The sequence below is a fragment of the Methylovorus sp. MM2 genome (genome assembly GCF_001648895.1).
Lineage (GTDB): Bacteria > Pseudomonadota > Gammaproteobacteria > Burkholderiales > Methylophilaceae > MM1.
This window is the reverse complement of sequence record NZ_LXUF01000001.1, coordinates 710,362-723,181: the sequence shown is the minus strand read 5'-3', so window position 1 is coordinate 723,181 and position 12,820 is coordinate 710,362. Positions and strand designations below refer to the sequence as shown.

Genomic DNA, 12,820 nt, shown 5'->3' with positions numbered 1-12,820 from the left:
TCACTCAGATGATAGATAAGCGCGCGCAAATCTTACTTAAGACCTTGGTAGAACATTACATTAGTGATGGTCAGCCAGTAGGCTCTCGCACCCTATCACAGCGCTCGGGGCTGGACTTAAGCCCAGCGACTATCCGCAATGTGATGTCGGACCTTGAGGAACATGGCTTCATCGCCAGCCCACACACATCCGCTGGGCGCGTGCCAACGCAACTGGGCTATCGATTCTTTGTCGACACACTACTGACGGTACAGCCACTGCACAGTCAGGAAATCCAGCGACTGGAAAGTGAGCTGACCTCCCCTGATCCACAAGAGCTGATCGCATCGGCTGCCAGCATGCTCTCTACATTGACCCAATTCGCTGGGGTAGTAATGATACCTAAGCGTAAAAGCATTGCCTTTAAGCACCTTGAGTTCCTGCCTTTATCTGAAAAACGCATCCTCGTCATCATCGTCACGTCTGATGGCAATGTGCAGAACCGTATAGTGGTTACTGAAAAAACGTATTCGGCAAGCGAGCTGACGCAGGCGACTAACTTCTTTAACCAGAACTACGCAGGCAGTACGTTCGAGCAGGTACAGAAGAAATTGCATGAAGAGTTGAAACAGATGCAATCTGACATGACACGCTTAATGACCGCGGCACTGGATGCCAGCGGAAAAGTCTTGAGTGAGGATAAAGATAATGTCGTGATCTCCGGCGAGCGCAATCTATTACAAGTAGATGACTTATCCGCCAATGTCACATCGCTACGCAAACTCTTTGAGATTTTCGAACGCCGCACATCACTCATGCAATTACTTGATAACAGCCAGCGTGCTGATGGCATCCAGATATTCATCGGCGGCGAGTCAGGTTATTTGCCATTAGATGAGTGCAGCATGGTAACTGCATCATATGAGTCTCACGGTCAAACCATTGGTACGCTCGGTGTTATCGGGCCGACCCGCATGGCTTACGAGCGTGTGATCCCTATCGTGGACATTACCGCAAAACTACTCTCAAACGCGCTTTCAAACAACTAATGGCCTATTACAAAAAAGAATCTCCAGTAACGCCAGGCCAGCCGGCTCGCACCGGCATTCTACTTATCAACCTTGGCACACCCGATGCTCCCACTGGGCAAGCACTCAGACCGTATCTCAAACAGTTTTTAAGTGATAGGCGTGTAGTTGAGATTCCGCGTGCGATCTGGTGGTTGATACTGAATGGCATTATTCTGAATATCCGCCCGAAGAAATCTGCCGAGAAATACGCGCAGATATGGACAGATGAAGGCTCGCCCTTGTTTGTACATACGCGCAAACAGGCTAAATTATTAGAAGGCTTTCTAAGCACGAAAATAGAATCGCCCTATGCGGTGGAATATGGCATGCGTTACGGCAACCCATCCGTTGAATCTGCGATTGAAAAACTGAAAGCCAAGAACTGTAACAAGATATTGGTGTTTCCGCTTTATCCTCAATATGCGGCAAGCAGTAGTGCCTCAGCAATGGATGCGGTATGGCATACACTTCACCATACGCGCAATGTGCCCGCTATTAGGGTGATTCGCGATTACCACACACACCCTGCGTATATAGAAGCTTTGGCACAAAGCGTACGCGCCTACTGGAGTGAAAATGGCCGCCCAGATAAGCTCATCATGAGTTTTCATGGCGTACCCCGGTACACGATAGATAAAGGCGATACTTATTATTCAGAGTGTCAAACGACGGGTAAGCTGTTAGCCCAAACATTGGGGCTCTCAGAAGAACAATTCGTGATCGCTTTTCAATCACGCTTCGGCAAAGCTGAATGGCTGAAACCTTACTTGGCTCCTATGTTGATAGAGCTGGGTAAAAAGAAACTTAAACGCATCGACGTGATTTGCCCGGGATTCTCAGGTGATTGCTTAGAGACTCTTGAAGAGATCGCCATGGAAGGCAAAGCCAGCTTCATCCAAAGCGGTGGTGGCGAGTTCAACTACATACCGGCACTGAACGAGCGTGACTCATGGATAGATGCCATGTGCGATATCGCATTGGAGAATCTGCAAGGCTGGGTAACAAAGAAATAGCGCAAAGAAAAATCGAACCTATTTGTTATACTACAAGGCTTGTAAGCAGGTGAAACAGTGCGGTTGAAAATAACACACTTAACCCCCATCAATTAAGATATAGAAACTCTGGATTAATCGGATGATTGTAATTACTGGCGGCGCAGGCATGATAGGCAGCGTGATTGCCTGGCACCTCAACACCATACTAGGTCGAGAAGACATCGTCATTGTTGACCGAATAAATCATCCTGACCAATGGCAGAACCTATGTCATCGCCAATATGCAAATTATCTTGATAAAGATGAATTATTGCCTTGGCTTGAGAATGCCAGCGATATTGATGCCGTGATCCATATGGGCGCCATCAGCGCCACCACTGAACGTGATTTCAACAAGCTGGTACAGGACAATATTCGCTATAGCCAAGACCTTTGGTCATGGTGCGCCAAAAACAAAGTACCGTTCATCTACGCTAGCTCGGCTGCAACCTATGGCGATGGTGGACAAGGTTATATTGATGATGAAAGCAAGACGAATACGCTACGCCCTCTGAACGGCTATGGTTACTCGAAACAGTTTTTTGACCAATGGGCTTTGGCGCAAGTAAAAGCAGGGGCTGCAACACCACCTCATTGGTACGGGTTCAAGTTCTTTAATGTATATGGCCCTAACGAATATCATAAAGAGCGCATGGCAAGTGTAGCCTTGCATAGCTTTAATCAATTCAATGAGCATGGCACAGTCAAGCTATTCAAAAGCCATAAAAAAGGCTATGAAGATGGTATGCAACTACGTGATTTCGTTTACGTCAAAGATGCTGCCGCTGTCGTCGTGCACTTTTTAATGAAAAAAGGCACCTCAGGCATCTACAATATCGGCACTGGCAAAGCCCGTGCTTTTAAAGATCTGGCGACTGCTGTGATGAAAAGCTTGAATAAGCAGCCAAGCATTACTTACATCGATATGCCGCAAGACCTGCATGGGAAATATCAATATTTTACCGAAGCCGACATGTCCAAACTGCTTGCTGCTGGTTACACTCAGCCATTCCAAACATTAGAAGACGGGGTGCGTGATTATGTGCAAAACTACCTGACGCAGCCAGACCCATACTGCTAATTCATTTAAGGCCACTCTTGAATAATATTGAAAATCTACGCGCCGCATTTGCCGAACACCAAGCGGTGATTACCAAACTGGATGCACTGATTCCAACAATCAGCGCGGTTGCTGATGAATTACGCGCGTGTTTAAAACACGGCGGCAAGATATTGCTGATGGGCAATGGCGGTAGCGCCGCTGATGCACAACACATTGCGGCCGAAATCGTCGGCCGTTATAAAAAAGAACGCCCGGGATTGCCATCCATCGCGTTGACGACTGATACCTCCATCATCACATCAATTGGTAACGATTACGGATTTGAATTTATCTTTTCACGCCAAGTCGAGGCTTTATGCTCGCCGCTGGATGTCGTTATCGGCATCACCACCTCAGGCAATAGCGCCAACGTCGTACGCGGCATAGAAAAAGCAAAGCAGATAGGTGCCAAAACTGTTGGCTTAACCGGAGGCAGTGGCGGCAAACTTGCAAGCTTGTGCGACTTTAACCTCATCATGCCATCCAGCGATACGCCACGAATCCAAGAGGCCCACATATTGATCGGCCATAGCCTTTGCGATTTGCTGGAGGCAGATTAACCCATGTCGCAACACTTGCTTGAGGTCGTGCGTAACGATTTTACAAAAAAAGATAAATGGGCACTGGTTATTGGCGATTTAATGCTTGATCGCTACATGATGGGCGAAGTTGAGCGCATATCACCTGAGGCACCTGTTCCTATCGTCTTATTGAAAGAGCAAAATATTCGCGCAGGCGGCGCGGCAAATGTTGCCGTCAATCTGGCAAAACTAGGCATCACCACCAAGATATCAGGTTGCACTGGACAAGATACGGATGGTGAACTGCTCTCGACACTATTACGCGAAACAGGCATTACAACAGAAGCCATTTTAAAGTCATCTTTCCGCCCGACTGTCACCAAAACCCGCATTTTGGGTGGGCATCAGCAGATGATGCGCTTGGATCAGGAAAGCCGTGAGACATTTACTTCAAAGGAATCTACGGATTTATCTACCTTGATCCTGAAGCAGATTCAAGAACACCCAGCCATTGTGATTCTTTCAGATTATGCAAAAGGTGTTTTAAGCGAATCCATCTGCCAGTCAGTGATTACTGAATGCAAAAAACTAAATATTCCAGTATTAGTTGACCCAAAAGGCAAGGATTACAGCAAATACCGCGGCGCTACTGCCCTGACGCCGAATAAGAAAGAAACCGCTGAGGCCTGCGCGGTGAATGCAAAAGATACCGCATTACTTTTGTCAGAAGCAAAGAAGTTAAGCGAATCCCTGAGCCTGGAATTTCTTGCAGTTACTCGCGGAGAAGAAGGCATCAGCGTTATCGAGGCAAACCAGACACAACACATTCCGGCTACGGCAAAACAGGTATTCGATGTTTCCGGCGCTGGTGACACCGTCATCTCTACACTTGCTGCAGGCTTGATATACGGTCTGAGTCATGCAGATGCCATTACGCTAGCGAATATCGCAGCAGGCATTGTCGTTGGTAAAGTAGGCACCGTACCTATCACACGCGAAGAGTTAATGAGCGAACTAATGCTCCGTGACTCCACAGCACAGACAAGCAAGATTTGTGATCTTGAAAATCTGAAAGCACGCGTCAATATCTGGCGCGGTGCCGGCGAAAAAATCGTATTCACCAATGGATGTTTTGACTTGTTACACGCAGGACATGTTACCTATCTTGAAGCAGCCAGAAAAACCGGTGACCGCCTGATTCTTGGCCTCAATACGGATCGTTCAGTGAGCGCCTTAAAAGGCCCTAGCCGCCCGGTAGTACATGAAAATGATCGGGCTCGTGTCATTGCCGCACTCGAGTCTGTAGATGCAGTCATCCTATTCGATGAAGATACTCCGCTTGCGCTCATCGATGCCGTGCGGCCTGACGTGCTTGTCAAAGGTAACGACTACTCCGAAGATCAGGTAGTCGGTGGCAATGAGGTCAAAGCGTGGGGTGGGAAAGTCGCGTTGATTCCCATCGTCCCGGGACGCAGCACAAGTCGCATCATAGAAAAACTCGCCTCCTGAGCACATGACTGCGCAATATTCTTCACAAGAGAAAATATTGGTACTCGGTCCATCGTGGGTAGGTGACATGGTACTTGCACAAAGTCTGTTCAAAACATTAAAAGCGAATAATCCCAACTGCGAGATCGATGTCGCAGCGCCTGCATGGACACTGCCCTTACTTGAGCGTATGCCAGAAGTACATGAAGGCATAGCCTTGCCATTCAAACACGGTCAGCTTGCACTTGGGGAGCGTATCCGCTTTGGCCGCCAGCTAAGAAAAAAAGGCTATGCTCAGGCGATTCTACTCACTAACTCATTAAAATCAGCCATCCTGCCATTTGCCGCCAATATCCCTACACGTACCGGGTTTCTGGGAGAAAAAAGATACGGGCTGCTAAATGACATTCGCCCATTGGATAAAAAGAAACTGCCGCGTACCGTAGATCGATTTGTCACATTGGGATTATCAAAAACTCAGACACTCCCTACTGATTTACCTATCCCACACATTATCGCAAACCCGGAAAATGCCATAGCAACGCTTAAACGGCTTAACCATGTACCATCCGGATCAAAAATCCTGGGCTTATGTCCAGGGGCAGAATATGGGGAGGCAAAGCGCTGGCCTGCGGAATATTACGCAGAAGTCGCTAATGAAGCATTGGCAAATGAATGGAGTGTCTGGCTATTCGGCTCAGAAAAAGATATTCCCGTGATTCAGCAAATCAACCAGCTTACCAATCGTCAGTGTTTGGACTTGGGCGGAAAAACAAAGCTGGGTGAAGCAGTAGACCTGATGTCTTTATGCTCGGCCATTGTCAGTAACGACTCTGGGCTTATGCACGTCGCAGCAGCATTAGATAAGCCACTGTCTGCAATATATGGCTCATCTGACCCCCACCATACGCCCCCCATGAGTAGCAAAGCCGTTGTACATTACCTGAATCTGGAATGCAGCCCATGTTTTAAAAGAGAGTGCCCACTTGGGCATTTAAACTGCTTAAAACATTTATACCCTGATCGCATTGCGCGAACGCTCAATCTGGCTTCCTGAAAACGCGATTAAATAACCATGCTATCAAAAAAAATATTCGGTGTTGTTGATAATTGGCTGGATGTAGCACTTATTCTGCTCGCGATGACAGTGACATGGACAGTCATTTGTTTGGAGCAGGGAAGAATCAATGATGATGCCGTACTGTATCTTGAAGTAGCAAAGTACTTCTCCCACCATGAATGGGCCGCAGGGTTAAATCTTTATCCATGGCCATTCTACTCAGCACTTGTTGCAGTACTGAGTATGCTGACCAGCCTGACTTTAGAAACATCGGCACACTTACTCTCGATTGTTTTTTTTGCGCTTACCACCTATGCATTCATTCGGCTTATCCGGTTAGCGGGCGGAACGGATACCACAGTGATTGCCGGAGCAATCCTGCTATTTAGCAATACCTATATTATTGGTGATACCCTGCCATTGATTTTGCGTGATCAGGGTTTTTGGGCATTTATTCTAATCAGTTCGGGATATTTTCTGCAATTCTATCGCGACAATACTCAGAGACATGCACTGGCATGGCAAATCACATGCATCATCGCGACCTTATTCAGAACTGAGGGGCTGACATTTCTAGCATTAATGCCGCTAGCCATTATGCTCCAGCCGCAGCGCACTCTGACCCAACGTTTTTACCAATTATTATCCGCATATTCGCTTAGTTTGATTGGTATTGTCGTCATCGCAGGCATTTTGCTGACGATGACTTCATTAGAGAATAGCAACATCAAACAGATTCAAATCATCTTCTCCTATATACATCACGTATATATTCAGATCTCACAAGGGCTCACTGATAAAGCACACACCATAGGAAAGCAGGTTCTAGGAGAGTTCTTATCCGATTACGGCATGCAAGGCCTGCTGCTCACCATGCTCGCTGTCATTTTTGGAAAAGTAACAGGCACAGCTGGCTGGATAAGCTTTTTGCTTAGTGCATTTCAATCGAAATTAAAGAATGTGCAGATCAGTGCAGAAGCGCGAACAGTGCTCATCTGGGCTGGCGTCATCTCTATTGTGAATATGCTGATCAGCTTGCTGGCCAATTTTATATTGGCAGGAAGGTATGCCATCCCTGTCGCTTTTATTGTGATGACATTCGCGTCATTTAGCTTGGCTGCGCTGTATGAAAAGGCGAAGATCAGTAAAGACAATAAAAAGGCTACATGGATATTAGCCCTAATCGCGATTCTGGCATGCCTGAATCTCGCCCATATCTTTCAACCCAAACGACATGGCTACGCATATGAGAAAGAGGCTGTTACGTGGGTTCAAGCATATGCAAAAAGTGACCAGAAAATATTCTACGATAATGCAAGATTAAGATATTACGCAGACCTACCGCTAGGCCAACGAGGCGTAGCTTATTGGGACATGGTAGAACGCGCGATCAATGATGGCTCGCTCACACAACACGATTTCCTAGTCATCCATATCCCGAAAGAAAAGCCAGAACAGCAAGCGTATTTGCTCAATCATTTTGACTACAAGATCATCAAGGAATTTACTTCTAAAAATAAACCCAAGATTATTATCTTATCCAAGATTAAATAACCAACATCAACCAATAAACAGAATAATCACTCGATTAATTCATTGGCGGCAGTTAATGTCGCCATCAGCCTATCGGTTCGCTCTTTGATAACCGACTCTTTTTTAAGCTTTAACCTTCCAGCAAGCCTCAGAAAAAAGAGATTGGTTTTTATGCCACGCACCACGGTCTTCACAATACGGAGAATATCCTCTCGAGCATAATGCTTCTTGCAAAAAAGGTAATAGCCTCGTTTCTTACGCAACCATTTTTCATAAGAAACCGCCCCTACTTCACTAGCTCCAGCAACATGCTCTATTCTCACATCATCCGCATAACCCAAGGCATATCCAGCCAGCCTTATTCTCAAGCAAATATCGACATCCTCTCCATATAAGAAGAAATCCGGATCAAATCCATCAATCTGGCGGTATATCGAAGTTTTCGTCAGCAGACAGGCACCCAAAAGCCAGGCTATGCTTCCTGGCAAACCATTTAACTTATACGTGGCTTTTAGTTGCTTCTGCAACGGGTAACTCATTCTGGGCTTAACGACTTTGTGCTTTCTAGGCTCATATATCGCAGGGCCAACCATGCCATACCCCTGCGACTGCGTCATAAAAGCAATCAATTCAATAATTGCTTCACTATCAGTGAGCAGAGCATCGGGATTCAACAATAATAAAAAATCGCCAGTAGCATGCGTGGCCGCAAGATTATTTGCCCGGCCAAAACCCAAGTTCTCACTACTTTGAATCAAATGGATGCGCTCTGCATACCGCTGCTGCAATAGAACGACACTGTTATCATGGCTTGCGTTATCGACGACAATTACCTGAAGCTCTACCCCACGCTGCTTAAATAGGGAGTCGATACAACCCGTAATATATTTAGCGGTATTGTAATTAACGATAATGACAGTAACAGATTGAAATTTAGGCATAAATGATGGGGTTAGCATATCGTTTAATGATCTTGCTTCTGATCTAGTAAAAGATGACTACTAGGACGATATGCACTTGCGCTTTCATATCCTTCTAGGAAGGCTATTCTGCAACTGTCATTTAATCCCACCCAGTCCTCTTTTACCCTGACCAGATGACGAAAATTTCTTTCGCGCCGTACATTGCCTAACTTCCAGGGAAAAATACTCATATCCGCAATATCAATCAGCCCCAATTGATGTTCTGGTGTAAGGACGATATTACCGAAATGTAACGACCTAAAGTAAATGCCAAGGTAATGAAGCCTGGCCACAAATGCTCCCAGATGCCTAAATAATGCATCATCGGCCTCATTAGCCGCGATCAACTGGCGTATCGTTTTCCCCGGCAATGGCTGATAAAGCACAGCAGAATTCTTTGAGTCTGCAAAATGATAAAGCTGTTTGATCTGAACAGTGGGTATACCTAACACTTGAAGCCGCGCAGCATTTCGACAAAATTGGCGCGCATAAGAATAGATGCTGGCGCTACTGATTAAACGCTTTACCCTGAATATCTTGAGTATATCGTCATCAACCAAACGTAAGACCTTGATGCCATGTTTGTCTTGCTCAAGCACTTCAGCCTGCGCGCAGATATGGTCATATGCATCTTTAACTAATAGATGGCTTGCGATGGTCCGCCATGTCCATCGTGGCGTGCTCTTTATTTGTTCAAAAGAAGAGTCAGACATTGTTCGAACAGTCTTTTCTTAACATGCCGACATTCTTGAGAATCGATATGCCATGTTCGGCGCAATAGGTTTCCCATTCAGGGAAATCCGTCCAGTCGCTCATGAAGATAAAATCCAACCCAGCCCGTGTAGAAGACTCATGGTCATAGCGGCTATCACCCATGAATAATGCAGGCATCTGTAAATTTCCTGTCGAGCCTTCACGAGCCAATACTTGATCTTTATTATCAGGGCTACCGAAAATCCCTGCATCAAAGTAATGATCGATTTTTCTAATCGCTAGGATCTTACGGAGTTCATTTTGATCACCGCCAGAAATCATCATCCATGGAATATCCGATGTTTCATTTCGTAGAATTTCCAATCCGGGTGCGATTTCGCAATGCAGTAACCTCCGCTCTACCTCTTTACCAAAATCGAGTAATAAGGCTTGAATCGCATCATCGGTCACGGTGGTTTGAAGAATACTTTTTAGAAAATAGTCGAACTTGACGAAGCGTGAAATACCGCCCAACTTAATGTGATAATCCACTAACGCTTGAGCCTGCATATCATCTGCGCCATAGTTCTTGGCCGTTGCATAATAAGCTTCAATCTTCAGCTGATTGGAATTGAGGATAACGCCATCACAATCAAAAACTAGTGTTTTATATGGTTTGATATCGCGCATTTAATGCCCGTTAAAAAACCTGCAGTAAGCAAAATAGCTGCTCAGTGCAGGTTGATTTCTCACGTTCAAAGTCACTTAAAAGTTAGTGCTTACTAAACTAGGCAGCCTTAATGGCGCTCGCTTCACGCGCAAGCTTAGTGATATGTGCCCAATCTTTCTTAGCCACTGCATCAGCAGGCGTCAACCATGTGCCACCACACACTACAACGTTAGGCAAAGCCAGAAATTGTGGTGCAGACTCAACCGTAACGCCACCAGTCGGGCAGAATTTCACATCACCGAACGGGCCAGAAAAACCTTTTAATAAATTAATGCCGCCGACTGCTACAGCAGGGAATAACTTGAGAAAGAAATAATCATCCGCATTGGCCTGCATGATCTCGCTACCAGTCGAAACACCTGGCAATAAGGGCAAACCAATTCGGCGTGCAGCCAGACCAAGCTCGCTTGTATAACCTGGGCTCACGGCGAATGTACAGCCGACATCTTTTGCCGCTTGAGCATCTTTAATATTTCGCACTGTACCAGCACCGAGAATCGCATCAGGTACGGCTTTGGCAATAGCCTCCATCGCTTGTAAAGCCACTGGCGTACGCAATGTTACCTCTAGCACTTTGATGCCACCAGCCAACAAAGCTTCAGCCATAGGCACTGCATCTTCGACTTTATTGATGACGATCACTGGGATAACCGGGCCGTAATTCGCTAAATCTAATGTATTCATATTGACACCTGTCGTTTAATTAACTTATTTTTTTACTGGCAATTGATTGCTTTGGTCAACCGTTATAGCCAAGTTACTGCGCCCTGTTCTGCACTTAATACGTTTTTGCGCATACCGCCAAATAGCTCACGACCCATGCCATGACCATTACCATTACGTTGCTGGTCGCTAATGGTCACAACTTCACGCTTAGCCCATTCATCTGAATCTACTAATGCATTCAATGTACCGACTACCCCATTGAGGCGGATGATATCGCCATCGCGCACTTTGCCAAGCGGGCCGCCGGAGGTGACCTCCGGGCTTACGTGAATCGCCGCAGGCACTTTGCCTGATGCACCACTCATACGACCATCGGTGACGATAGCGACCATAAAACCTTTACCTTGCAATACAGATAAAGGCGGTGTTAATTTGTGTAGTTCAGGCATACCGTTAGCACTTGGACCTTGGAAGCGTACGACAGCAACGAAGTCACGCTCTAATTCACCATTTTCAAAGGCTGCCAATAACTCTTCCTGGCCATTAAAAATAATAGCCGGCGCTTCGATGATCTGCCGGTCCTCAGGCACAGCGGATATCTTGATCACGCCACGCCCCAAATTACCGGTAAGCAGTTTTAAACCGCCAGACTCACTAAATGGGCGCTCTGTGTTACGCACGATCGTATCGTCTGGCGTTTGCTCTGGCAAATCGACCCAACATAAGCCTTCACCCTCAAAAAGCGCTGGCTGTTTACAGAAATCTCGCAAACCACCGATCACCACAGATGAAACATCGCTGTGCATATAACCTGCATCCAATAATTCACGGATGACAAAACCAGGACCACCCGCATTCTGGAATTCGTTCACGTCGGCCTTACCGTTCGGATAGACGCGAGCAAGCAATGGCGTGTTGTCTGAAAGATCAGAGAAATCAGTCCAATCGATAATAATACCTGCGGCACGTGCTACAGCCACCCAATGAATCACATGATTGGTTGAGCCACCAGTCGCCAAAAGGGCAACCATCGCGTTGACGATCACCTTCTCATTCACCAATTGGCCGATAGGCGTGAAACGCTGATTTTGGATGATAGAAAGCACCGTACGCACAGATTCACGCGTAAGCTCTTCACGTAGACCAGCATGCGGATGGATAAATGCTGCGCCCGGCACATGCAAGCCCATAGCTTCAAGCAGCATCTGGTTACTATTCGCTGTACCGTAAAACGTACAGGTGCCTGCCCCATGATAGGCAGCAGATTCTGAGGCCAGCAACTCATCACGGCCAACGAGCCCCTGCGCGTATTTTTCACGTACTTTGGATTTTGTGGTGTTATCGATGCCAGTGCTCATTGGCCCGGCTGGGACAAACACACAGGGCAGATGACCGAATTGCAGCGCACCAATCAATAGACCGGGCACGATCTTGTCACAGACACCAAGCAATAACGCCGCATCAAACACATCATGGGAGAGGGAAACAGCCGTAGCCATCGCAATGGTATCGCGAGAGAACAGGCTGAGTTCCATGCCTGGTTCACCTTGTGTAACACCATCACACATCGCAGGCACGCCACCTGCAACTTGCACTGTAGCACCCCATTTACGCGCTTCATCTCGAATGATATCCGGGAAGCGCTCATAAGGCTGATGGGCAGAGAGCATATCGTTATAAGCCGTGACCACACCGATGTTAGGCGCTTTCTGGGCCACTACGCGAAGTTTGTCATTAGCGGGTAAGGCGGCAAAAGCATGAGCCACGTTAGCACAGCCGAGGCGGTCAGCACCGCGTGGCGTATGGATAGCATGCTCAACCCTTTGTAGATATGCCTTACGGGTTGGCGCGCTCCGTTCCTGAATGCGCTGCGTGACTTCGATGAGGGATTGTTTCATGGACAAAAACGGCTTTGATAAAACATTGAATTATCCTCTAAAACAGAGCCCATCGTCAAATAAAGGGTATTTAGGAAAGTATCT

The 12,820-nt window shown here is 46.6% G+C and carries 12 protein-coding genes; 7 read left to right on the top strand and 5 right to left on the bottom strand.

Going from position 1 to position 12,820, the window contains the following annotated elements; genetic code table 11:
* Positions 1-8: 8 nt before the first annotated feature.
* From hrcA to A7981_RS03290, 7 genes are all read left to right on the top strand, one after another.
* The gene (gene hrcA, locus A7981_RS03320; RefSeq protein ID WP_082889195.1) at positions 9-1,028 is read left to right on the top strand and encodes a heat-inducible transcriptional repressor HrcA; all 1,020 of its coding nucleotides are present in this window, start codon (positions 9-11) and stop codon (positions 1,026-1,028) included.
* A complete protein-coding gene (gene hemH / locus A7981_RS03315; protein ID WP_067263977.1) occupies positions 1,028-2,062 on the top strand; it encodes a ferrochelatase in 1,035 nt (344 codons plus the stop codon). Before hrcA ends, hemH begins: the two co-directional genes overlap by 1 nt.
* 121 nt (positions 2,063-2,183) lie before the next feature.
* Positions 2,184-3,164, top strand: a complete 981-nt coding sequence (rfaD, locus tag A7981_RS03310; protein ID WP_067263974.1) for an ADP-glyceromanno-heptose 6-epimerase — start codon at positions 2,184-2,186, stop codon at positions 3,162-3,164.
* Between the two features lie 17 nt (positions 3,165-3,181).
* Positions 3,182-3,745 (top strand): D-sedoheptulose 7-phosphate isomerase, encoded by a 564-nt coding sequence (locus A7981_RS03305; protein ID WP_067263973.1) that lies wholly within the window; start codon positions 3,182-3,184, stop codon positions 3,743-3,745.
* Positions 3,746-3,748: 3 nt separating this feature from the next.
* Positions 3,749-5,215, top strand: coding sequence for a bifunctional D-glycero-beta-D-manno-heptose-7-phosphate kinase/D-glycero-beta-D-manno-heptose 1-phosphate adenylyltransferase HldE (gene hldE / locus A7981_RS03300; protein WP_067263969.1), 1,467 nt, complete (start codon positions 3,749-3,751; stop codon positions 5,213-5,215).
* A gap of 4 nt (positions 5,216-5,219) precedes the next feature.
* Positions 5,220-6,251, top strand: coding sequence for a lipopolysaccharide heptosyltransferase II (gene waaF, locus A7981_RS03295; protein WP_067263966.1), 1,032 nt, complete (start codon positions 5,220-5,222; stop codon positions 6,249-6,251).
* A gap of 18 nt (positions 6,252-6,269) precedes the next feature.
* Positions 6,270-7,808, top strand: coding sequence for a hypothetical protein (locus A7981_RS03290; protein ID WP_067263965.1), 1,539 nt, complete (start codon positions 6,270-6,272; stop codon positions 7,806-7,808).
* 26 nt (positions 7,809-7,834) lie between these two features.
* Here A7981_RS03290 and A7981_RS03285 read toward each other — a convergent pair whose 3' ends face one another.
* The 5 genes from A7981_RS03285 to edd all read right to left on the bottom strand — a co-directional run bounded on the left by A7981_RS03285 (position 7,835) and on the right by edd (position 12,736).
* On the bottom strand, positions 7,835-8,746 hold the full coding sequence (locus A7981_RS03285) for a glycosyltransferase family 2 protein (RefSeq protein WP_082889194.1): 912 nt from the start codon (positions 8,744-8,746) through the stop codon (positions 7,835-7,837).
* Positions 8,747-8,751: 5 nt separating this feature from the next.
* Positions 8,752-9,462, bottom strand: coding sequence for a toluene tolerance protein (locus A7981_RS03280; protein ID WP_088178021.1), 711 nt, complete (start codon positions 9,460-9,462; stop codon positions 8,752-8,754).
* Positions 9,455-10,132 (bottom strand): HAD family hydrolase, encoded by a 678-nt coding sequence (locus A7981_RS03275; protein WP_067263959.1) that lies wholly within the window; start codon positions 10,130-10,132, stop codon positions 9,455-9,457. The genes A7981_RS03280 and A7981_RS03275 overlap by 8 nt, the downstream gene beginning before the upstream one ends.
* Before the next feature lie 97 nt (positions 10,133-10,229).
* A complete protein-coding gene (gene eda, locus A7981_RS03270) occupies positions 10,230-10,856 on the bottom strand; it encodes a bifunctional 4-hydroxy-2-oxoglutarate aldolase/2-dehydro-3-deoxy-phosphogluconate aldolase (RefSeq protein WP_067263956.1) in 627 nt (208 codons plus the stop codon).
* A gap of 62 nt (positions 10,857-10,918) precedes the next feature.
* Entirely contained in the window at positions 10,919-12,736 is a 1,818-nt protein-coding gene (gene edd, locus A7981_RS03265; RefSeq protein WP_067263954.1) for a phosphogluconate dehydratase, read from the bottom strand.
* Positions 12,737-12,820: the final 84 nt, after the last annotated feature.

Bases quoted from the DNA above. Each gene is read 5' to 3' on its own strand.
- eda (WP_067263956.1), bottom strand. From the start codon at position 10,856: ATGAATACATTAGATTTAGCGAATTACGGCCCGGTTATCCCAGTGATC.
- rfaD (WP_067263974.1), top strand. From the start codon at position 2,184: ATGATTGTAATTACTGGCGGCGCAGGCATGATAGGCAGCGTGATTGCC.
- A7981_RS03285 (WP_082889194.1), bottom strand. From the start codon at position 8,746: ATGCTAACCCCATCATTTATGCCTAAATTTCAATCTGTTACTGTCATT.
- edd (WP_067263954.1), bottom strand. From the start codon at position 12,736: ATGAAACAATCCCTCATCGAAGTCACGCAGCGCATTCAGGAACGGAGC.
- waaF (WP_067263966.1), top strand. From the start codon at position 5,220: ATGACTGCGCAATATTCTTCACAAGAGAAAATATTGGTACTCGGTCCA.
- hldE (WP_067263969.1), top strand. From the start codon at position 3,749: ATGTCGCAACACTTGCTTGAGGTCGTGCGTAACGATTTTACAAAAAAA.
- hrcA (WP_082889195.1), top strand. From the start codon at position 9: ATGATAGATAAGCGCGCGCAAATCTTACTTAAGACCTTGGTAGAACAT.
- hemH (WP_067263977.1), top strand. From the start codon at position 1,028: ATGGCCTATTACAAAAAAGAATCTCCAGTAACGCCAGGCCAGCCGGCT.
- A7981_RS03280 (WP_088178021.1), bottom strand. From the start codon at position 9,462: ATGTCTGACTCTTCTTTTGAACAAATAAAGAGCACGCCACGATGGACA.
- A7981_RS03290 (WP_067263965.1), top strand. From the start codon at position 6,270: ATGCTATCAAAAAAAATATTCGGTGTTGTTGATAATTGGCTGGATGTA.
- A7981_RS03275 (WP_067263959.1), bottom strand. From the start codon at position 10,132: ATGCGCGATATCAAACCATATAAAACACTAGTTTTTGATTGTGATGGC.